This is a genomic window from Fibrobacter sp. UWB16, assembly GCF_900215325.1.
In the GTDB taxonomy this organism is placed as follows: Bacteria; Fibrobacterota; Fibrobacteria; order Fibrobacterales; family Fibrobacteraceae; genus Fibrobacter.
The window spans coordinates 570,657-593,159 of sequence record NZ_OCMS01000002.1 but is presented as its reverse complement, the minus strand read 5'-3'; the positions used below and the strand labels follow the sequence as shown (position 1 = coordinate 593,159).

Here is a 22,503-nt window from a genome sequence, read left to right as displayed (position 1 = left end):
TAGGGGCTTTTTTATAAAAAAAAGTGAAAGATATAAAAAAAAACAGCATTTTGTTTTTTATTTTGGCTCTCTTTTTTTCAGCCAAAATGCCGTTTTAAAACGCCATAAGATCGCTAAAGCGTTGTGCCTACGTATTTAATGTCTATAAGGGAGTATTGCAGCCATACCAAACTGGAATATATTTTTATCATTTTTGTAATAAAAAAGATATATTAATAAAAAGGTATCATCCCAAACAAAAATTCAAGGAGGAATTATGTCAAAGTTTTATCTTTGCTCCTTTTCCGCAGTTTTGTTTATGGCAACCCTAATCGCTTGCGGGGACGACAGTTCCAACAGCGCCAAGGATGAAATTCCCAAATACAAGAAACTCCCAGATTCCTGCGACTCTAAGGAAGAAGCCGAAGTCGATGACGTCGTTTACACGTGCGTCGATGGAGAATGGACTGTTGACAGGGAACCGGTGAAGAGTTCTTCTTCCGTCAAGTCAAGCAGTTCCAAGAAAACCGAAAAATCAAGCAGTTCGAAAAAGGTGGACAAGTCCAGTAGCTCGAAAAAATCGAGTTCTAGCAGCTCAGAAAAGAGCGATAAGTCTAGCAGTTCAAAAAAATCGGACAAGTCCAGCAGTTCTACAAAGTCGAGTTCTAGTAGCTCTGCAAAATCAAGCTCCAGCAGCTCAGAAAAGTCGAGTAGCTCGAGTTCCGAGCCTTCAATCATCTCTAAATTCCTGAATCCGGCCATAAGCTATGGAGAATTCAAGGACCCCAGAGACAAGCAAATTTACAAGACGGTTGTCATTGGCGACCAGATTTGGTTTGCGCAAAACCTAAACCTCAAATACCTGGATGGCGGTGGCAGCTTCTGCTTAAATGACGAACCTGCAAATTGCGATACCACAGGAAGGCTCTACACATGGGGCGCAGCTATGGATTCTACCGGGACGTACTCCGACAAAGGCATTGATTGTGGAGCCGGAAAGGAATGCAAAATTATAGCACCAGTACAAGGCATCTGTCCGGAAAGTTGGCGTTTACCCAGCAAAAACGACTGGGAAAGACTAATAAGTTATATTGGCGGCGAAGACTACGCTAGTACAAAACTAAAATCGGAAGCCTGGGTCGGCTTTGGTGGCATAAAAGGCACGAATGATTACGGTTTTTCCGCAATTCCGAGCGGATATAGGGATAGCGATGGCACATACGATAGCGAAGGATTAAATTTCTGGTCTTCTACGGAAGAATCAAACATCTATGTCTACGCCATGCGTTTCAGGGACGGCGATGACTGGGGGGATGTCACCGAAAGATCCCGAGAAGCAGCAAAACCAGTCCGCTGCGTCAAAGATCTCGTAGAAGAGCCTATAGAAGGTACGCTTAAAGACACCCGCGATGGAAAAACCTATAAAACCATCAAAATCGGCAATTACACCTGGATGGCCGAAAACTTGAATTACGAGACAGAGGAAAGTATTTGCTACGAAAATTCAACGGATAAATGCGATAAGTACGGACGCCTTTACACATGGGTGGACGCTAGAAACGACCCCAATTGCGGTTTTGAGCAAAAATGTACTTCTACAGAAAAGGCCAAAGACATCTGCCCTGATGGATGGAGACTGCCCACATCGTCCGAATTCAGAACACTGCTCGAAGATGTAGGCGGAAATGGTTTCGCTGGTCACAGACTGAAATCCACAAGCGGCTGGGACCCCTATAAAAACGCCGGCAACGGTATCGATGCAGTCGGTTTCACTGCTTTGGCTGCAGGAGCAACAAGCATGCACGGAGTCTCGGGCGACGAAGGCCGTTTTACATATTTTTGGAGCGCCTCTGAAAGCGATTCCTGGAATGGAGTCTATCTATTCGCTAGCTACTACGGCATTGACGCAAGTACAGGATATGAGTACAAGAATAATTACTTTAGCGTACGCTGTATCAAGGTAAAAAAGATTCCGTAAGGATCCAATTTACAAGGACATTCCAACGAGGCCCGCTCTTTTAAGCGGGTTTTCGCGTTTTTTGGGGAATAGGATTAATTTTTCAGCAACTTGCTGAAAAATTTACCAATTTTGGCTCTTTTTGTATAACAACTGTATTATATCACTTTTCAAACGCCATTATTTCAAACAAACGTTATATATATAAAATTATTTGTAATAATTTATAGATAACATATTGACATTTAATTTGTCTTTGTTATATTTCACCACGTAGTTTTTCTTTAACAAGGAGAAAAGAAAATGAAAAAACTATGTTTATCGGTCTTATTGGCCGCCGTTTCAATGAGCTCTGCGTTAACAGTGGTTGGCAGCCCTAATGACCAAGTTGGCACGAGCGGTGGTATATTCTCACCGTCTTTTAGAATCTCGACACAGAGAAGCCTTGGCGTGAACGGATTTAAAGTTTATTTTTATTTCTCGAATGATGTAGCTAACGAAATGCCCTTGTTCATCCCGGAAAAAACCGGTTACGCTGCTGATGCAAAAAAAATCGAACTTCAGAGGGTATCTTCGCATGTGTGGAGAGTGATGTTAGATTTTAGCAATACAAATATTCCTTCAAATAGCTACTATCCTTCATCACCTACAGTATTCTTTACGGCGTTGATTAATGGAGCAAATAAGTACAATCATGCCCTGAGACCTTACCCTTGGGGAAAAGGTTTCCACAATGCCGTTGTTGAATCGAAGGACGGAGAAATTTTAGATGGACAACATCCGAATCTTCGTTCTAGGGTTGGAATTCTTAGTAAAAACGGCTCGGTATGCAAAAGCGGTGGAAATACTTTTGGTGGAACAACAGTTTTCCAAGATGTCATGATAAGTCTTAATTCCGAGAAATCTGGTTGCACCTCGGCAATTTCAGGTCCGATACCGAATGGTGTTTATGTTTCGGGACGCAATGTTAATTTCAAATATTGTATTTATGAATTTGACGAACTTCCTAGGGTTTCCTATGATTATGCCGTTTTAAGATTAGACGAAAACTGCCCCATTGGGTCTATCCCTTTTAGTCGTACCCATGATACGGAAAACAGTAATGGTTCGAATACTGTGATAGGCCCTGCGTGGCCGAACGTCATTGGCAAAGACGTCACTCTAGAATACTGCTTTGTTCCGAAAGACCCAAATGCTACTCGAGTGTACCCACTCGATGGCACGTATACAAGCGATTACAATACATCCGTTTTTGCAAACGTGAACAAACCAAATCTTGCTGTTAGTACTCTTCATGTAGATGATGAAGATAGTGGGAGAAGTAGCGATTCTTGGTATTATTACGAGCTTTCTGAAGATAAAGCCAATGAAAAGAAAATTATAGACCGAATGAAGATCATTATGGATGGAGACGACAATACAGATTATCACTTGGTTACTAGAAAACAGAATCTTGCCAAGTCTGCCGAAGTTGCCGACGCGCACAATTCTGTGAACAGCTCGTATGTTGCAATTGCTCCGCTCGCTCCGGCAATCAAGGGCTTGAACCGTTCTGCCGTGGCAGTCGAGCTCCAGTCTGCTGGTGACGCGAAGATTTCCATCGCTGGAATCAATGGCGCCGTTGTCGCAAACATCACAGAAAAGAATCTCCAGCCGGGCGTCCATCAAATCAAGTGGAATGCCGGGATGGTGCCGAGCGGCCGCTATGTCGTGAAAATTGAACAGAATGGCATGGTGAACGCCAAGAACGTTATTTTGAAGTAAATTAAACGTTTTATATTAAAGAAAGAGTCGGTGATGTACATTCACCGGCTCTTTTTGGTATGATAAATTTTCGGAGATACTAATTGGATCAATTAGCCTATTTTTTCAATATCAAAAATTAGATGAATTTTATCATTTGCGGTTGACATGCGGAGATATTCTCTAATGCGCCGATCTCCTCTGAAAGCCGTTTTTTTGAAATCTGTTGTTAGAGATTTGCCATATCCCCATCCGTTGTCCATGTCAAGAGAATACTTGAAAGAACTGATCTTATCGGCTTGATTGTGTAAGTCAAAATCCCATACGTCAATTTCTACATCAATTTTGCTTTGGGCGTTGAGAATGTCAGAAACATAGAATACATTCTTACCAGGAATGTGAAGCGCGTTAGTGCCGGCTCCTTCGTAAACGATGTCAAACGCCTTGCCCCCATGTTTTCTTATGCTCAGTTTTGGCCAGCGTTCAGCATCGACGATTGTTTTGCCATCTTGCTTTATGCTTATCGTGAGGAATAATTCGGCATCTGTATTCTTTTTGCCGTCGTTGATTTTGTGAGCCTGCGCGACGTGCTTTAGGACTAATTTAATCTTAGAATATCCTTCTGCGGAACCATCTTTATTTTCTACGATAACACCGCCTTCGAATTCCTGATAAGTAATGCCGGACGACGATTTGGTTATGGGACCAATAGGGTACTTGTAAACGCTATCAACTCCGCCTTGGCTTATGTAGTATTTGTAGATGGCGTCGTCACGTGCGCTTAGCGGTTTGTCTCCAAAAACCGGCTCAAAGTCGTTTTCTGGATAACACGCGTCGTCTTGATCATATTCTACGACTTTTCCGTTTTCGTTTTGTTGTATAACTTCATGTCTTGAGTAGGCTACCAAATCTGGGAGGGTTACAAGATTGTCGCCGTTGGTATCTGCGGCACGGTCCTGACTGCGGTTGTTTTCCCAGTCCCAGCCACAGCCTTTAGCCCAATGCTTCGTGAATCTATTGCCGCTTAAATTACCCCATGCACTTTCGGCAGCTTGACAAGCTGTGATTACTTTGAATTCGCCATATCGTAGGGCGCTTTTCTTAACTGTTGCGGATCTTGTAGCTATCGCTGCTTTTGCGCGAGGCTTGAATGCAGAAATGATGGATTGACTGAATGCCCTTAGATCGTCTCTGGTAATGTTGATTTTTTTTCTGAGAGTACTTTTGGGAGTGATGCTTGCTCCAGAATGGCAGGACTCGATAAGTAGTACTTTCATTCCTGGTATTTCGTCCAAAATATCTCGCAAATCTGCAAAAGAAAGAGAGGCCGTCCTGTCGCCATTCATGTATAGCCACAGAGCATTTGTGGATCCATGACAGTTGATGTAAATATAACTGTATGTTGAATCAGTTGCGTCTTGAAATGTTTCTTTGATGGTGCTTTTGAGCACGTCTAGAGTTACGTTATGAATGCTAGTTGGCGTGATGCAGTTCCGTTTAAACATGTTCTCCATGATTGTTCTGTTCGCTGCACGACGAGTGTACTCGTTTCTTAAACTCTTAATTTTTTCAGCATCGCCATTTGCTGAAGAGAGTTCGTCAGAAGCTGTGATGATTAAGCCTTTGTTGTTCATAAAATAATTGATTCCTTCTTAGGTGAGTCTGTTTGTATTAAACAAAATACTTTTAAATAACTTATTTTTTCATTGTATAACTTTTTTTTACTCGAAACACGTTAATGGCGTCATTACGACCGGGAGAATTTGTATGAACGCTTGAAGGAAAATCTCAGCCTTACAAGATTTCCATCGCCGATGGGGCCACGGTCACTCTTAGTGATGCGACAATCAACGGCACTAGCGAAAGAGTTTGCAAAACCAGCTCTGGCAGATATACTTCTTGCGACTGGGCGGGCCTTACTTGCTTGGGTAACCAGAAAAAGGAATACTCAACCCCTACAGTGAAAGTGGTTGAGCTCAAGCATCAGGCACAGCTGATGGAAACATCAGGGTCGGAACCTCCAACAACTGGCGGCGGGTTGCTATAGGCTCTTGGCAAACAAGAAAGCCCTCCAAATCATGACGGTTTGGGGGCTTTTTTATACAATTTGGCTTGACAGAGCCCTTCAAAGAGCTCTGTCAAGCTAAATTGTATTTTTTTCAATGTTACGGGTTCACTGGAGCCGAACGGCCTATTTTGCTGTGTTTTCGCAAATCTCGGGAAAAAGTTCGGGTTGTACTGGCTAAGCTAACAGTAAATTTATCTAGTTTTACAACATAACAAGAACTTTCTCACAAAAGAAAACCTTATGAAAAAAATTTTGAGCATTTTGTACACAGCTAGCGCAATCCTCCTTTGGGGTTGCGGCGATGATTCTTCTACTTCACCGGACAATCAAATAGCCACTTTTTCTTCTGCAGAAGAAACCAGTAGCAGCTCTTTCAAAGACAATGCCGTATCAAGTTCCCGCAAAGAACAATCAACAAAAAGTAGCAGTTCTACGAAGCCCACGTCTAGCAGTCCTGTATCTAGCAGCAGTTCAAAAACAACATCCTCACATTCTGGACAATCTTCATCTTCCAAAATATCTTCGTCATCACAGTCGTCTTCTTCCGGTAAATCATCGTCTTCCGAAGAATCTTCGTCTGCAACTGTTTCCTCCTCCAGCTTATTCAGTCCCTGCAGCGAGGCCCCGGCGCTTAAAGAAAACTGGAAATACTTGAACCCAAACGTTCAGTATGGCTGTTTCAAGGATTCCAGAGACAATCAATACTATGCTACCGTCAAAATCGGCGATTACACCTGGATGGCCGAGAACCTGGGATACAAAGCTAGCCAATATGCCAACACAAAAGATTCATGGTACGGGTACACCTCAAAAGGATTCCAAAGCCAGAATCAACGAGGATACCTGTACACCTGGGACATCGCGATGACTGATACAAGCTGCCAACAAGGCTATTTATGCAGGCCACAAAGCCAAGCGCGAGGCATCTGCCCAGAAGGATTCCACATACCCTCTTACTGGGAATGGCAAAAGCTTTTCAACGCCGTTGGCGGTGAAAGCATTGCGGCCCGCGACCTCAAGTCAGCAGAGGTTTGGGCCGACACAGCAAAAGGTACTGACAAGTACGGCTTTAGCGTGATCCCTAACGGACCTAAATACGGAGCGGATGTATTCAATCCGGTTGATCACAATGCAGTCTTTTGGTCTTCCAACGAAATGGGAACGGAATCAATCGCTACCATACAATTTCAAAGCCTCGACAAAGTCTTTCCATTGTCGATGGGAAATAAGGAATTTGCCTTTTCCATTCGCTGCCTCATGGATTATCCCGAACAAGAAGCACCCCATTCAGGCATCCCCCATGATCCAGATAAAATTTACCAGTGCGACGAAATGCTGATGGACGACATAAACACCTGGCATTTCAAAAACAGTAAGCAAGAAGAATTCAAGTACTTTATCGACGACAGTGACTCAATATCTGTTTATATAAAAGACCCCCATTCAGAATCCACAAGCAGAACAAGCGCCGGAAACAACGAAGATGACCTTTACACTATGTTCTGGGCGGCCATGTGGTACTGTAAGTAGCGTAAGCCTATCCAATGCTGACCCGACAGAGTCTTATTGGGGGCTCTGTCAAGCTTGGTCGTATGGCTGTAGAAACGCTGCGGAAACCAAAAATGGCCAAAAAAGTCTAAATTCTGCAATTCTGTAGTGAATAAACAGCTTCGGAGGGGCTTACGAAACCGACATTTTTTGCTATGGCAATGGAACCGTATAAAATGACTTGACAGAGCCGTTTTTATTAATGTCTTTCTGTTCACTATATCTAGCCCGTCAAAAATAGTCCATCACCGTTTTTAGGCTAGAATCGCCATATTCGCGTTTTGGAGCACTTCTGGACTCGCGAAACATAGTCCAAATAGTTGAACATGGTTTTAGCCCCAAAATCAGCCTAGAATCGCACCGTGGAATCACAAATAAAGTCTCTTTCGATAGTCCTAAAAAGACCGCCAGAAGCAACGAAAAAACGGGCTTTTACACCCGTTTCGTAACCCTGGAAAAAGCTCGTGTCCACTATTGTATATAATGATATGACTTACTACTTATTCTACTATTTACGAAGTTTCTTATCCGAGATTCGCTCAACGAAATAGACTGAGTCTGATTTGTCAGCCTTCATCAAGGCGAACATCAGCATATACGCCGCGGTTCTGTCAGTGAACCTTTCCAAGATTTCATATCCGTTGCCTTCCGGCTTGCGAACCTTGCACACGTTATAAATCCACATTCTGACGACCTATTTTTTATCTAAAGAAGATGTTTAGCTTTTAGCAGTTTTTCATATTTAGAGATTCTGCATTATTCGAAATAATGGTGAGCATGTATGCAATCAGTAGATAATCCGTAAGTTATTCAACAGCGTCTAACAATTTTTTGCAGTAATCTTTTTCTGGGGTACTGGTTTCTTTTTCGCTGTCCAAAATGCCATATTCATCATACTTGGAAATTTTTATGTAATAGTTACCACTCCAATCTTTATTTCCAAGACAAAAAACAGATTTGATTTTTCGCTCACCCATGCAAGTCCAGGTAAAATCACCTGTCATCATAGCTTCTGTGAGATAGGCATGAAATTTTTCGTAATCACCTTTGTTTAGGGCGGCGGCAGCTTGTTTGTCCGTTTTTGTCGGCAAGGTAATGAGGTCTTTACAATAATTGACATAGAACCCTGAATGACCATCTATCTTTGCATAAAGATATTGCATCCTTTTTGCAGGCATGGTGACTGTGACAAAACCTTTTGCTTTATCTTCGCACCAAAATGCTCCTGAACTGTTGAAGCAGCCGTTGGGAGCTTTTGCTTTTTCCCAGTCTATGTCATCGTAAGGATGCGCAAACGCCATTGAGATGGCGCATATAAAAAGAAATGAAACGATAAATTGCTTTGACATATTCAATAAAATAGCAATCTGACCGTCTATTTTGTTGGTGGTGCTAGCGGTTGTGGTCCGGGCGGAGCGTCTAAACGGCAGCTGAGTGCATGTGTTTGCAGAAAGTGAACATCATGAGGCAAAATCGGAGTCATTTTCCTTGTCGCACTCTTCTACTGGCCTTGGTAGTTAGGCTTTGTCAGGTCATTTTCGCAGCGTTTTGGCAGTCTTTGTAAAAAAGTACGAATTAGCCTGACAGAGCCAACGGTCACAGAACCTATTTGCCTTTATTCAAAATCATCCTGCTTATTTTTCTTCCAACAGGTAATCCAAGATTTTTACCAGCAATTCGTTGGCGGGGCCCATGGCGGTCTTACCGGCAATGCGGATGTCCTTCGGGTTTTGAACGTAGTCAAAACCTGCGGCAATGCCTGCCTTGATTTCGTCGTCGCCGTTCTTTAACATGCTTTCCATGGATTCGGGCGTGGCTTCTAGATGGAACTGCAATGCGATTCCGCTGCCGATTTTGAATGCCTGATTCTGGCAGGCTTCACTAAAGGCGAATGGTTCTGCAATGCCCGGTAGTTCTGGAATGTCAAAGGTTTCGCCATGCCAATGGAAAACGTCCAGGCTTTCGGGCAAATTCATTTCTTCGACTGCATCGCCGGTGAAGGTGACGGGGAACCAGCCGATTTCCTTTTCGGGATTTTTCTTGATGGCCGCGCCAAAGGCGCTTGCGATCATCTGGGCACCGAGGCAGATTCCCAGAAGGGGCTTGCCCAGCTGCACCATGTCGCAGCAAAGTTCTTTTTCGCGAACAAAATGAGGGTACTTTGTTTCGTCCAGAACGCTCATGGGCCCACCCATCAAGATGGCGAAGTCCACGTCGTCTTCATGAGGAATGGGGTCGCCGGCGTAAAGGCGCACGATATGAACGTTGTGCCCCTTGGCCTGCAGGTAGGGGAGAATCGCTCCCGGACCTTCGTATTCAACATGCTGAAAAATATAGGTTTCCATAACCGCAAATATAAAAAAGACCCGCGATTTCTCGCGGGCTAATTTTTTGAGCGGGCGGTTTGCCTGCCGAAAATTACTTACCGAATTCGCTAGTCGGCTTCATGACCTGCCACAGCACAGCCTTGTGTGCATGCAAGCGGTTTTCTGCTTCTTCGAAGCTCATGTTCACGTCGAGATTGTCCATCACGGAGTCCGTGATTTCTTCGCCGCGGTGAGCGGGCAAGCAATGGCTGACCTTGCAGTGGGCCGGCGCGGGCATAGTAGATGTCGTCAAACGTTTCGTCGTTCCAGCCGTTGATGCAGGTCACGAGCTTGATTTCTTCTTCGGTGGCGATTCCGTTCTCAATGAGGAAATCCATCTTTTGTTCGAGGGTCATGGCGTCGCTCCTATTACTTGAGAAAGTCGGTGAAGGTTTCGGTTTCAATGAGTTTATCCCAGAGAGCGCCCATGGAACCGGCGTGGCCCCAGTTGTTTTTTTTGTTTGTCTGGAATGCCATCAGCCTGGCTTCGATTCTCTTGACGATTTTGAGGGCTTCTCTTTGGCGGCCCTTGGTGACCTTGATTACTTCGGAATTTTTCATGTTGCACTTCCTTGTGGGGCTCTGTCAAGCCAAACTGTATTTTTTTACAAAATTGCATGGTCACTGCATTCCAACTGTTTTTAGGCTGCAAAAATCACCACGGCTCTGTCACACCAAATCGTATGGCTACGGAAACGCTGCGGAAACCAAAAATGGCCAAAACAGACTAAAAACGGCGATTTTGAAGCGAAAATACAGTTTTCGATGGGCTGACAAAATGGAAAATGTTTGCTAAGCCCGCCTAGATGTATAAAATGGCTTGACAGAGCCCTTTAAAAACTGTATATTTGTGCAGTAGCACAAAAGTGCATATTTGGAGATTTTATGATTGAGCGAATCCGTGGAATTCTGGTGCAGAAAACGCCCACATTTGTCGTTGTAGAATGCGCCGGTGTCGGTTACGGCATCAATATTTCGGCATTTACTGCAGGCAAGCTGCCCGAAGAAGGGGCCGAGGTCACATTGCACACGAATCTCGTGGTACGCGAGGATTCCATGACGCTGTTTGGCTTTGCTGACACGACCGAAAAGAACCTGTTCCTGATGCTTTTGGATGTAAACGGTGTCGGCCCAAAACTCGCCCAGCGCATTTTAAGCGGGAGCACACCGGCAGACCTTTTGAACATGATTGCCAGCGATAACAAGGCGGCACTCGGGAAAATCAAGGGGCTCGGCAAAAAGACTTGCGAACAGATGACGCTTACGCTCAAGGAAAAGGCTTCAAACATGCTGCAGGCCCTCGGCGATGTCGAAGGCAGCGGCATTACAAGTGTCGGCGCTTTGACGGGCGCAAAGATGGAAGCGGTTTTGGCTCTGCATACGCTCGGGGTGAAGGACCCAACAGCAGAAAAGGCCGTCGTGAAGGCCGTCGAGGTTCTTGGGGATGGCGCCGATGCCGCCGCACTTATCCCAGAGGCGTTAAAATATTTGTAAATGGAGACGCCCGGTCAAGCCGGGCATGACAAACAAAAATGGAAGATCAGCGTATAATTTTTCCACAGAAGTGCTCTTTTGACGAGGGCGATTCCGACCGCAATCTGCGACCGCCCAGCCTGAGCGAATTTACAGGCCAGGACGACATCAAGGAAAGTCTCTCGATTGCGATTGAAGCCGCAAGGCAGCGCGGCGATGCGCTGGACCATTGCCTGTTTGCAGGCCCTCCGGGACTTGGCAAGACAACGCTTTCGAGCATCATAGCCAAGGAAATGGGCGTCAACATCCACATTACAAGCGGTCCCGTGCTCGAAAAGGCTAGCGATTTAGCGGGGCTCCTTACAAGCCTGCAAGAGAACGACATTCTTTTCATCGACGAAATCCACCGTTTGAACCGCGTGGTCGAGGAATACCTCTACCCCGCCATGGAAGATTTTCGCCTCGACATCATGCTGGATTCTGGCCCTGCGGCAAGGAGCGTGAATCTCCCGCTCAAGCATTTTACGCTTGTGGGCGCGACCACTCGCAGTGGGCTTTTGACCGGGCCGCTCCGCGACCGTTTTGGGTTGCAGTACCGCCTGGAACTGTACAACGAAAAAGATATCGTCAAGATTTTAATGCGTAGCGCCCGCATTTTGGGCGTGGAACTCTCGGAAGAAGCCGCCAAGATTCTCGGCGGGCGCTGCCGCGGGACACCTCGTGTGGCAAACCGAGTTCTCAGGCGTTGCCGAGACGTGGCTCAAGTGCGCGGTACAGGAATCATCGACGAGCGCGCTGCCCTCAAGACGCTCGAAATGCTCGGCATCGACAGCGAAGGCCTCGACCCGACCGACCGCAAGATTCTCGCGATGATGATCGACAAGTTCAACGGAGGCCCGGTGGGTCTCGGAACAATCAGCGCCGCCATGGGCGAAGAGCCGGACACGCTCGAAGAAGTCTACGAGCCGTACCTGCTCCAGAAGGGGCTTATTTCACGCACTCCACGCGGGCGCGTCGCCACAGCAAACGCCTACAAGATGCTGCACAAGCCCATTCCCAAAACATTCAACAGCGAGCAAACAGAACTATTGCTGTAAAAAGTCACTGGATTCTTCGGGCTGCGCCCTCAGAATGACGAAATGCGCAAGCCCTCAGAATGATGAAATGCGCAAGCCCTCAGAACTGTTGCTGTAAGGAATTATCTGAATTCTGGGGCAATCGTAATGACGAGGCTTATGCCATGCCAACTGTGAAAGGCGAACTGCACACGGAACAGGTACATATCGGGCTTGCGCACGCGAACGCCAAAGCCCCATGAGTTATACAGATTTTTCGTTGACCAATGGTTAATCTTATCGCTGATGATGGCGTATTCGTCAAACACGACGCCATCGACCAGGCGGTCCACCGGCCAGCGGTATTCCGTTGACAAGCCCATCATAAACGGAGACGTCCAGGAACTCGTGTACCCACGCAAAGGGAACCTGGCATTCAACGTTGGGAACGCCGAATAAGGGGCTCCGCCCTTCTCCATTTCCCACATTCCCTGGAATCGGAACTGGAACGCAAAGACGCGACGTTCAAAAAGCGTTTCTACCAAGTTTTCCGGGCGCCACACGCGAAGCGCTTCGTTCAAGGAAAAGTCCGTATAGAACCTTCTTGTCTTTCGGCCTTCTTTTGCAGTAAGCACGTACTTGTCGGCATTCCCTATATAGAAGTATATCTGGTAAAACGCTTCAACACTCACATAATCGTGATTCATGCCGCCATCTTTCAAATCTTCCTTGCGATTTATACCGGAAGCAATAAAGTCATCGGCATCAATACCGCCGTACTTCCCTACCAAATTATAAGTTGCCTTGAGGCTCAGGCGCTGGCCCCTTGACGGTGCATAAGGGAAATCCAGGTTATCAAAGACAAGGTTCGCGTAAAACGGGATTTCAAAATGGTTCTGGTAAAGGGCACGATCTTCAATCGGGAATTTCGGGTCATCCAGCACCGAATCCTTAGTATCCGTAAAATCGGTAATATGGTATTCAAAACCAGTACCAAAACTGAGGTTCAGGTTTCTCGATTCCGTAAGCGGGAACCCAATTCGCCCCGTGAGGTTGATTGTCGTATCGGCCTGCTGAAAAGATTCCCTCGTTCCCGGAATGATAAAGCTATCGTCGCGGTCCATATAGAAGTTGAACCCCATAGACCCGTACATCCGCTTCCCGAACAGCGCTTGTTTTGAATAACGTAATTGCAAATCCACGTCGCTATTGGCATAGAAATGGCCTTCAAAAACCCAATAGTCGCCTTTCTGGAACAAGTTCCGGTGTCGGTAACTCACGCCGATCATCGTGGAGCTCCCGGGCTTCAGGTTGAACACCGGATAAATGAGGATGTTCCTTTTTTCGCCAAAGGTAATCAGGTCCACCGCCTTGTCTGCAACGCCATTATCAACAGCGTAATGCAACGGGGCCGAAATCGGATAGACGAGCGAGCCAAAGAACGGCTGGATAACATGGATAAAGGGCCACGAAATAATTTCGAAAAATGACATAGAACTCGAAGAAGTGTCCTGCACGGTCTCGCGCGACTCCTTCGCGTGCGCAGGCAAACTCAATACACCTACAAGCACCAGTAATGTCACCAAACGTATCATTTCCACCCAAATATATAGTTATATTGAGAGTGATGTTTTCTCTGTTTGCAAAAATAATCAAAAAATTAGCAACCTACCCCAAGATTATCCTTACGGTTTTCTTGGCGATTGGTATCCTAAGTATTTACCCTATCATGCACTTGCGCTGGGATTTGCAATTGCAAGATACCATCACAAGCGCGCGTGAGCCCAGCAATGTTCAGCAAATCGAAGACGCCTTTGGCGGCCTCGGGAGCCTCATCGTCATTCTGCAATCGGGCGATTCGAGCGCGAACTACCGCATTGCTAAGAATCTCGCGCAAACAATGCAGCAGAGTCCAGAGGTCCACTTTGCGGACTTCGAAACCGACATTGAATTTTACAAAAAGAACAAGTTCCTTTATGCAAGCGAAAGCGACATCGACATCATGGTGCATCGCATTCGCAAGCTCAGGCACGACTACATTTTAAAGAACAACCCGCTGTTCATAGACCTCAAGAGCGCGATAGATTCCATCACGCAAACGACCTCGGAAGAGCGCGAACAGCTTTTAAGCGATCTCGAAAAGAAATATTTCGACAAGCTTTCTACCAGCCATTCCAACAAAAACGGAACTATCCGTATCGTCGAGATTTACCCGTCGCATTCCATTTCGGAATTACAGGCCAACAGGAACCTTTATTCCAAAGTCAAAAGGACTCTTGAAAAAGAAGAAAAGCCAAGCGACTTGAGCATCCATTATGCAGGCAAGGTTTACGAATCCATCCAGACGGGCAAGCGCCTTTTGCCCGAAGCGAAAATGGTCGGGATTGTCACGGCAACGCTTATTCTGCTTTTGCTCATCCTCAATTTCTATAAGCAGCCGCAATTGATTTTTATTTCGGCACTGCCAATTGCAACGCCAATTTTCACGACGATGGCATGCTCGTACATGTTCTACGGGCGCATCAACCTGTTTACGCTTTTGCTTGCCATTGTGCTCCCCGGACAGGCATTGCAGATTATCAACCACGTGCTCAACCGTTACTTCCTTGAACGCGAACAGAAATTGAGCCCGCAACTTTGCATCGAAAGCGCACTCCTCGGCATTGGCCCCTCGACCGCAGTTTCGAGTTTCACTTTTGCGACCTTGTTTGCCAGTCTTATTCTGATTCCGCTGCCGGGCCTCCAGGAACTTGGCGTTCTCGGTTCTACGGGCTGCATTTTGAACTGGGCCATTACGCTCCTTTTCTCGACGGCACTTCTGCAAGTGACACAGCGCAAAAAGCCTTTCTCGGTAACGCATGCGCAAATTCATCACAAGCACAGAATTTACATGTTATCGAATCAGGTCAACTGGATTATTTTCTCGATTATCATTGCAGCAAGCCTTGTCGGGCTCTACATCGGCGGAACAAAGATCCACATCCGCAACGATTTCTCGGCAACAGAAATCAACCACAAAGATGCAACTATTGATTCGCTGATTGCACAAACAGGATTCATGAACAAGACGCCTGTCATCGTCATGCTCCCGGACAATACCGAAAGCGAAACATTGCAGATGCGATTCAACGAGCTCAAGAACAAGGGCAAGCTTTCTACGGTCAATTCCATCTTTACGCTTGCACAGTTCTCGCCGAACTTGCAGCAGAGGAAAATGGAAAAGCTCCGCCACTTGCACAACATGGTGACACAGGAATTCCGCGAAGCGCTTTCTAAAAGCGAACTCGACAATCTGGAAAAGGTCGAACAGGCACTCGAATTTGACGAGAGTGACGATTTCGAACCGCCGGAGTACATCGCAAAAAAATTCCGTGACAAGCAGGGCAAGCAAGGGCGCTTTGCGTTCATCTTTACCGACATCGAAGAAAATTATGGTAGCGAATGCACAAAGCTGTTCAAGGAACTCCACCAGATTGAAGGGATTGCCAAGGGCACCTATCAAATCGCAGGGACACCCATTACTCGCGCCATATTCCTCGAAAGAATTACAAACAACATTAGCAGGCCGTTACAGATTGGCGCCATTCTCGTGTTCCTGTTCTTGCTCGTGTATTACAACCGCTTGAGCAGGGCTTTCTTCACGGCACTTCCGTCAGTGTTTGCGGCATGCTGGTTCCTTGCAGCGCTCAACGCATTTGACGTACAGATTTCGGCTTACAGCGCGCTGACCTTCCCGATTTTGATTGGCGCAAGCGTCGATGGTTCCCTCCAATTTTTCTCGGCTTATTACGAGAAACAAACTGGGACCGCGCTTACAATCCTCAGGGACAAGTTCTTTACAATTTTCCTTTCGCAGATGGCCGCGTTCATCGGTACATACGGCATGCTCGTTTCGTCCCACCCGGGGCTTCGCAGCATGGGTTACGTCTCGTTGACAGGGCTTATCTGCATATTCATCTCCCAGTTCACCATCTTTCCCCTCATTGCAGGATCGCTCGACCAATACCGTCTGAGACAGCACAGGAAAAAGGAAGCAAAAAAATGAAATCGCTTTCCGATAGAACGCAAAATATTGCAGCATCGCTCACCGTCGCCATCGACACGATGGCAAAACAGATGATCGCAGACGGCAAGGACGTCGTGAGTCTCGGCGCAGGCGAACCCGACTTTGGAACGCCCACACCCATTCAAGATGCGGCAATCGAAGCCATCCGCGCAGGCAAGACGCGCTATACCGCACCTGTCGGGATTCTCGATGTGCGCAAGGCCGTAGCAAAGAAACTGGAAGACGAAAACGGGCTCCATTACGATGCATCGCAAATCATCATGACAAGCGGAGCAAAGCACGCCGTATTCAACGCGCTCGCCGCATTGATTAACCCGGGCGACGAAGTGATTATCCCTGCCCCGTACTGGGTCACGTATCCGGAACTTGTGAAGTGGCTAGGTGGTACGCCGGTGTTTGTTGAAGCAGGCATTGAAAAGAACTTCAAGATTGACGCCGAAGATTTGCGCAAGGCTTGCACGCCGCGCACGAAGGCAATTCTTTTGAACAACCCGTGCAACCCGACTGGCGCCGTTTACAGCAAGAGCGAACTTGAAGCACTCGCCAAAGAAATTGTCGCACAGGACATCTACTGCATTTCGGACGAAGTTTACGAATACTTTGTCTACGATACAGAATTTACAAGTGCCGCAGTGTTCCCCGGCATGGCAGAACGCACGATTGTGATTAACGGTTTCTCGAAATCGCATTGCATGACCGGCTGGAGAATCGGTTACGATGCCGCCCCCGCTCCGATTGCAAAAATCATCGGAAAGATTCAGGGACAGGCCACGCACCACCCGAGCAATATCGCGCAGTACGCCGCCCTCGGCGCACTCAACATGGACAAGAGCAATGTGCACGCCATGCAAGCAGCCTTCCGCAAGCGCAGAGCCTACATGCTCGAACGCACTTCGTTCTTAAAGACAAAGCCGCGCGCACCCGAAGGAGCATTCTACCTGTTTGCACCGGTAAGCGATTACTACGGCAAAAAGACTCCGGACGGCAAGGTGATTGCAGGCTCGATTGATTTTTGCAGCGCACTTTTGGAAAGCAAGGGACTTGCGATTGTGCCTGGCGCCGCCTTTGGCGACGACACTTGCGTTCGATTCTCGTATGCAGCAAGCGACGAAAATCTCGCGAAGGCTTGCGACCGCTTTGAAGCGTTCGTGAAAGAACTACAATAACGGACAAACGCGATGTTCCCATTCCGCCTCGTCAATCCAGACCCATCGAAACCGTTTACCATCGGGCGCAAATCGGATAACGTTTTGCAATTTGACAACCTGATGGTTTCGAGGTATCATGCGGTTCTGAATTTTACGGACGGCAAATGGATTTTGCAAAGTTTGACCCAGAACAGCATCACGATGCTGAACGGAAAAGACGTGACGACCGCCGTGATAAACGATGGCGACGTGATTCTCATTGGGCCAAGGCAGTTGCGAGCGACGCTCCGTGGCGCAGATTTGACGCTTTTGATTATGGAGCGAGAAGCGGAAAGCGATATGCAGACCGTAACGCTCTCGACGGAATGGAGAGAAATTGAAATTCCTGGAATTGGGAAAGCGAAGTGCCGCGGGATTATGAGCCGAGATGCGCGAGATGCAGGGAATGCTGGCGGGAATTCTGGTAATGCCCGCGAAAATCGTGCCGAGATCAAGTTCGCGAAAGCGATTGTAGACGAGGGCGGCAAGCGCACACGCACGATTACAATTGCAAGCGGTGACGCCTGCCGTTTTGAATCCGCCGTAGTCGGTTTCCGCAATAACGATTTGCTGATTGAAGCGCAAAATTCGGGCTTTGATGTTTTCGCGCAAAACGTGAATGTCTTTGCTGGTAAAAAGCAATTATTAAAGGAGATTGATTTCAAACTCCCCGCCGGCGAGATTCTTGCGATTATCGGGCGTTCCGGACAAGGAAAGTCCTCGCTTCTGAAGATGATTCAAGGCATCAACAGCTGCGACAAACAGAGCATTGTGCGCATCGGCGGTGTCGATTACCGCAAAAACGAGATTCGCAGGCGCATTGCAATATTGCCGCAAGACCCGCCGCTCCGCCCGGAGCTGACCGTCGAGGAAACTATTCTCGACGGTGCGCGTTCGTCGATGGACGTGCGGAACTTCAAGCAAGATGCACTTGCGCGACTCGAAAAGTTCTGCGAACTTTTCGGGCTGAGCGGACGCAAGCATAACCTAGTGAAGACGCTCAGCGGCGGCGAAATGCGCCGCGTCGCGCTCGCACGCGAGCTCATGGGCAATCCGGGACTTGTGATTCTCGACGAACCGCTCTCGGGTCTTGACCCGTACAATTCGAGAATCCTTTGTACGCACTTGAAGCAGTTAGCGTTCCTCGGACACACGATTATCCTCACGACTCACAGTTACGAGGCTTTGCAAATTGCAAATAAAGTTCTCGTACTGCACCAGGGCGAAGAAGCGTTCTTCGGAACTGTTCAGGCTGCCTACACGCACTTCAACACGAACGATCCGCAAGCGCTCCTCACGAGCATCACGCAAAGCAAGGCGGCGGAATTTCACGAGAGCTACAAGCACGAGCAAAAAGTGCGCGACAGCAAGTATTACTTTGAACGCACCAAGCTTCCCCGCAATTTTGCCTACACCGTGCGCATCACCGCAAAGCAGTGGTTCCGCGACAAGGGCCGCATTGCAGCACTTTTTGTACAGCCCGCGATTATAGGATTTTTACTCTCGCAAATTTTCTCCAACCAAAGTTCACTCTGGACCGTCGCCTTTGCGATCATCCTTTGTGCGAACTGGTTTGCGCTTTCGCTTTCCATCCGTGAAATCGTGCAGGAGAAAGACATTCTCCGCGACAAGTTCCGCCGAGGAGTTTCAGCACTTTCGACGCTAACCGCCAAATGCACGCTCCCCATCATTTTCACGATGATGCAGACCGCCATTGTTTATGCGTTTATCAGTAGTCGCATTACTCCCCACCCCCAAATTGCGCTTATCGCCTGCGTTTTCGCCTGCATTGCCATCCCTGCAACCACCGTCGGGCTTTTCACGAGTACGCTCGCCAAGAACACGAGCCAGGCAAATGCCTTCTTGCCGCTCCTCATCATCCCGCAAGTCGCCCTCGCCGGAGCCCTCGTGCCGCTTGACCAAATGCAGCCCATTGGCCGCGCGCTTTCGAGCGTCATCTGGTCGCGCTACAACCAAGCATCGCTCCTCAACATTTTGCTAGAACGAAAAGACGATATTTTTAACACGATTTTCGCCATCGCCATCGCACTTAGTTTCTATATTGTTACTGCAATTTTACTACACAAATTAAAGAAGCCAAGATGATACGTCCAGAACAACCGCTAACTTTTCCGTACCCCTTTAACGAAAACTACGAACTATTGGGAACGCTCGGCAAAGGTGGAATGGGCTATGTCTACAAGGCTCTCGATAAAAGGCTAAACCGCGAAGTAGCCTTCAAGATTCTCGACTCGACCTCCGACGAAGAGGCCATCAAGCGCTTTTACCTCGAAGCACAGGCCATGAAGGAACTCGACCACCAGAACATTGTTCACGTGTTCGACTTTGGCCAGCAGGGCAAGCAGCTCTTTATCGCGATGACTTACGTGCAAGGGATTTCGCTCGCCGAAATTTTGCAAAACAAGAGCAAGCTCTCGTTTGAGGCAATTGAAGTCATCATCAAGCAAATTGCACGCGGCCTCCTTTACGCGCACAGCAAGGGCATCGTCCACCGCGACGTGAAGCCATCGAACATCATGCTCACGCGCGACAACCGCGTCTACATCATGGACTTTGGCATTTCGTACATCCAGGAGATGGAAAAGGAACGCCTCACCCGCACCGGCATGACGATGGGTACGCCCGAATACATGTCGCCCGAACAGTGCCACGGTGACGAAGTTACGCTCCAGTCTGACATTTACAGCATGGGCGTGATCCTTTACGAAATGACTTGCGGACGTTTGCCGTTCGAAGGCAGCCGCCCTGTAGAAATTGCGCTCAAGCATGTGCAGGAACCGCCTCCGGCTCCAGAACTTTTCCGCGAAGATATTCCGGATGGACTTTCGGCGCTCATCCTCAAGTGCCTCAAGAAAAAGCTGAACGAACGCTTCCACGACATGCAGGAATTTTTGGACGAATGCGACCAGGTGTTCCCGCAGCACGATACGCCGCACCAGAATTCGACTCTCGGCCGCAAGACCGGAAGCCACCGCAGCGTTCCGTCCATTGCAGAAGCCGCCAAGCGATTCGGCAGCAACCTCACTCCGCACAAGCTCATGTTAGTGGCATTCTCGGTGCTGTTCCCGCTTATCGTGATTTTGCTCATGCTGCTCATGTTCACGCACAAGCCGCAGAATATGTTACACGAAATCGAGTGGAACGAAGTCATTGCGAACTACGAAACGAGAGCCATCGAGCCCGAAATGAAAAAGGGCTACCCGATCGAGAACTTGACCGATGGCGACCTCACCACGGCATGGCTCAACAAGATGCCGCTCAAGCCGTTGAACCCTGTACTCGCCATGTACTTCGACCAGAACACACTCATCACGAACATCGGCATTGCTGTTGGATACCAGAAGTCCGTGGACGATGCTTTTGGCGACCGCTTCCGCATTTTCAAGAAGCCGCACACGCTCACCATCGAGACGAAGGATGGGTTCAAGCAGCGCGTTAAGCTTGAGAATATCAGGGGGATGCAGTACCCGAACATTCAGGCGGTAGAAACGACGGAGCTCCGCTTCTACCTCGAAGATGTGCACGAAGCCGACAACGACGACTACGCTATTTCGGAAATTCGCCTGCTTGGGATGGAATTGAAATAGCATCACCGTCACCCTGAACGAAGTGAAGGGTCTAGTAAAGTCTTGATATAAACTTAACTGGATTCTTCGGGCTTCGCCCTCAGAATGACGCAGTTGGAATAGCCTCAGAATGACGTGATGAAAACATGAAATGTCACCCTGAACGAAGTGAAGGGGCCAGTAAAGTCTTGTAAAAAGGGGAGCGAATGGTTTTGAAGAAATCGCAAAACAGGTCGAAGGGAAATTTTATCGAGACGCATGCTGTCGCGTACTTGATGCGCGAAGGCTATCAAGTTGTCGCCCGCAATTACGCTTACCATGGCGGGGAACTCGACATTGTCGCTCGCGATAACGGAACGCTCGTTTTTGTCGAAGTCAAATCCGTTTGGAACAGTCAGGAAGGGAACCCAGCCGCCCGCGTGAACGCTCTCAAGCAAAAGAAAATTTGGCAAACCGCTTGCCACTTCTTGGCAACGCAAAAAGCAATCGCGCCCAAAAGCTTCGAAGAGCCTTGCCGTTTCGACGTTCTGAGCGCCCGCGCCTACCAGGAACCGGTCCAGTTTATGCACCTTAAAAACGCCTTCGAAGGGCGCGAAGTCCTCCCGCGGATTTAACGGAAGCATCATCGCGATTAACGCGATTTTCGTCACAGCTTTTTCCCGACTTTTTTTGTATATTATTTCCTCAAAAAGCGAAAATACAGATAAAGAATAATATGCGACTCGAAGTACATCCAGAAAATCCGCAAGCCCGTATCGTCAAGCAAGCGGCCGAAATTCTCGAAGACGACGGTCTCGTCCTCTACCCTACTGAATCCGGCTACGCGATTGGCTGCAACGCCGAATCTTCCAAGGCGATCCACAAGCTTTATGCACTCAAGAAGCCCATGAAAAAGTTCTTCATGGCGCTCATCGTCCCCGATATCCGCTTTGCCACCGGTTACGCCCACGTGAGCAATTTTGCATTCAACATCATCAAGCAGCGCGTGCCCGGCCCGTACACATTCATCCTCCCCGCCGATCCGCACATTGCGCGCAAGCTCGACGTCAAGCGCCCGGAAATCGGCATCCGCATTCCGACGCACCCGTTTTTCAAGGAACTTTTCCAGCACTTTGACAAGCCCATCTTGAGCACCGCCGCCAAGCTGAGCGACGAAGACATCTACGAGACAGACGAACTCTGGAAAACGTTCCAGCATTCCGTAGACATGATGGTGGACTGCGGCAATATCGAAATCAATCCGACAAACGTTGTGAGCCTCGTCGGCGACAGCGTGGAAGTGATCCGCGGAGAACTCGTCTAAAGAGGGAGATGCCCGATCAAGTCGGGCATGACAAGATATGAGAAAAGGGTCGCACGATGCGGCCCTTTTGCTATACCCGGTTCGCGAGTCGAACGCGAGTTTAATCCTTAGGAGGGACTCGTTCTATCCATCTGAACTAACCAGGCGAGTAAGCGCATGCGAATATAGTAA

Annotated in this window: 16 protein-coding genes, 1 tRNA gene and 1 pseudogene; 11 read left to right on the top strand and 7 right to left on the bottom strand. The window is 47.9% G+C overall.

Annotated features, from left to right (window positions below):
• The first annotated feature begins 256 nt into the window (after positions 1 to 256).
• Both CRN95_RS07815 and CRN95_RS14665 read left to right on the top strand, forming a co-directional pair.
• Positions 257 to 1,957: a fibrobacter succinogenes major paralogous domain-containing protein gene (locus CRN95_RS07815; RefSeq protein WP_088629187.1), complete on the top strand. Its 1,701-nt coding sequence runs from the start codon at positions 257 to 259 to the stop codon at positions 1,955 to 1,957.
• A gap of 282 nt (positions 1,958 to 2,239) precedes the next feature.
• Positions 2,240 to 3,700, top strand: a complete 1,461-nt coding sequence (locus CRN95_RS14665; protein WP_141099816.1) for a hypothetical protein — start codon at positions 2,240 to 2,242, stop codon at positions 3,698 to 3,700.
• A gap of 92 nt (positions 3,701 to 3,792) precedes the next feature.
• On the opposite strand, the gene CRN95_RS07805 is transcribed toward CRN95_RS14665, so the two are convergent.
• Positions 3,793 to 5,313 carry a hypothetical protein gene (locus CRN95_RS07805; protein ID WP_088629189.1) on the bottom strand — a complete coding sequence of 507 codons (1,521 nt, stop codon included), beginning with the start codon at positions 5,311 to 5,313 and terminating at the stop codon, positions 3,793 to 3,795.
• A gap of 674 nt (positions 5,314 to 5,987) precedes the next feature.
• On the opposite strand from CRN95_RS07805, the gene CRN95_RS07800 reads away from it, so the two are divergent.
• Positions 5,988 to 7,277, top strand: a complete 1,290-nt coding sequence (locus CRN95_RS07800; RefSeq protein ID WP_097020555.1) for an FISUMP domain-containing protein — start codon at positions 5,988 to 5,990, stop codon at positions 7,275 to 7,277.
• Positions 7,278 to 8,101: 824 nt separating this feature from the next.
• On the opposite strand, the gene CRN95_RS07795 is transcribed toward CRN95_RS07800, so the two are convergent.
• The 4 genes and pseudogenes from CRN95_RS07795 to CRN95_RS07780 form a co-directional block, all read right to left on the bottom strand.
• The gene (locus CRN95_RS07795) at positions 8,102 to 8,644 is read right to left on the bottom strand and encodes a hypothetical protein (RefSeq protein WP_088629191.1); all 543 of its coding nucleotides are present in this window, start codon (positions 8,642 to 8,644) and stop codon (positions 8,102 to 8,104) included.
• 285 nt (positions 8,645 to 8,929) lie between these two features.
• Positions 8,930 to 9,640, bottom strand: coding sequence for a type 1 glutamine amidotransferase (locus CRN95_RS07790; protein ID WP_072830128.1), 711 nt, complete (start codon positions 9,638 to 9,640; stop codon positions 8,930 to 8,932).
• Positions 9,641 to 9,713: 73 nt separating this feature from the next.
• A pseudogene (locus tag CRN95_RS07785) lies at positions 9,714 to 9,893 on the bottom strand (putrescine carbamoyltransferase); the annotation flags it as partial.
• A gap of 137 nt (positions 9,894 to 10,030) precedes the next feature.
• The gene (locus CRN95_RS07780) at positions 10,031 to 10,222 is read right to left on the bottom strand and encodes a hypothetical protein (RefSeq protein ID WP_088629192.1); all 192 of its coding nucleotides are present in this window, start codon (positions 10,220 to 10,222) and stop codon (positions 10,031 to 10,033) included.
• 324 nt (positions 10,223 to 10,546) lie between these two features.
• On the opposite strand from CRN95_RS07780, the gene ruvA reads away from it, so the two are divergent.
• Together ruvA and ruvB are read left to right on the top strand one after the other, a co-directional pair.
• Positions 10,547 to 11,155 carry a Holliday junction branch migration protein RuvA gene (gene ruvA / locus CRN95_RS07770; protein ID WP_088629194.1) on the top strand — a complete coding sequence of 203 codons (609 nt, stop codon included), beginning with the start codon at positions 10,547 to 10,549 and terminating at the stop codon, positions 11,153 to 11,155.
• Positions 11,156 to 11,193: 38 nt separating this feature from the next.
• The gene (gene ruvB / locus CRN95_RS07765; RefSeq protein WP_097020554.1) at positions 11,194 to 12,231 is read left to right on the top strand and encodes a Holliday junction branch migration DNA helicase RuvB; all 1,038 of its coding nucleotides are present in this window, start codon (positions 11,194 to 11,196) and stop codon (positions 12,229 to 12,231) included.
• A 101-nt stretch (positions 12,232 to 12,332) separates the two neighbouring features.
• Here the strand turns inward: ruvB and CRN95_RS07760 are convergent, their stop codons facing one another.
• Positions 12,333 to 13,784, bottom strand: coding sequence for a BamA/TamA family outer membrane protein (locus CRN95_RS07760; RefSeq protein ID WP_235002941.1), 1,452 nt, complete (start codon positions 13,782 to 13,784; stop codon positions 12,333 to 12,335).
• 32 nt (positions 13,785 to 13,816) lie between these two features.
• Here CRN95_RS07760 and CRN95_RS07755 point away from each other — a divergent pair, with 32 nt between their 5' ends.
• The 6 genes from CRN95_RS07755 (at position 13,817) to CRN95_RS07730 (ending at position 22,332) form a co-directional block, all read left to right on the top strand.
• Entirely contained in the window at positions 13,817 to 16,234 is a 2,418-nt protein-coding gene (locus CRN95_RS07755) for an MMPL family transporter (RefSeq protein ID WP_097020552.1), read from the top strand.
• Positions 16,231 to 17,421, top strand: coding sequence for a pyridoxal phosphate-dependent aminotransferase (locus CRN95_RS07750; protein WP_097020551.1), 1,191 nt, complete (start codon positions 16,231 to 16,233; stop codon positions 17,419 to 17,421). The genes CRN95_RS07755 and CRN95_RS07750 overlap by 4 nt, the downstream gene beginning before the upstream one ends.
• Positions 17,422 to 17,433: 12 nt before the next feature.
• A complete protein-coding gene (locus CRN95_RS07745) occupies positions 17,434 to 19,548 on the top strand; it encodes an ATP-binding cassette domain-containing protein (protein WP_097020550.1) in 2,115 nt (704 codons plus the stop codon).
• Positions 19,545 to 21,050: a serine/threonine-protein kinase gene (locus tag CRN95_RS07740; protein WP_097020549.1), complete on the top strand. Its 1,506-nt coding sequence runs from the start codon at positions 19,545 to 19,547 to the stop codon at positions 21,048 to 21,050. The genes CRN95_RS07745 and CRN95_RS07740 overlap by 4 nt, the downstream gene beginning before the upstream one ends.
• Before the next feature lie 185 nt (positions 21,051 to 21,235).
• The gene (locus tag CRN95_RS07735; protein ID WP_088629201.1) at positions 21,236 to 21,643 is read left to right on the top strand and encodes a YraN family protein; all 408 of its coding nucleotides are present in this window, start codon (positions 21,236 to 21,238) and stop codon (positions 21,641 to 21,643) included.
• Positions 21,644 to 21,744: 101 nt separating this feature from the next.
• Positions 21,745 to 22,332, top strand: coding sequence for an L-threonylcarbamoyladenylate synthase (locus CRN95_RS07730; RefSeq protein WP_088629202.1), 588 nt, complete (start codon positions 21,745 to 21,747; stop codon positions 22,330 to 22,332).
• Positions 22,333 to 22,405: 73 nt separating this feature from the next.
• On the opposite strand, the gene CRN95_RS07725 is transcribed toward CRN95_RS07730, so the two are convergent.
• Positions 22,406 to 22,478: transfer RNA gene (locus tag CRN95_RS07725), tRNA-Arg, on the bottom strand.
• Positions 22,479 to 22,503: the final 25 nt, after the last annotated feature.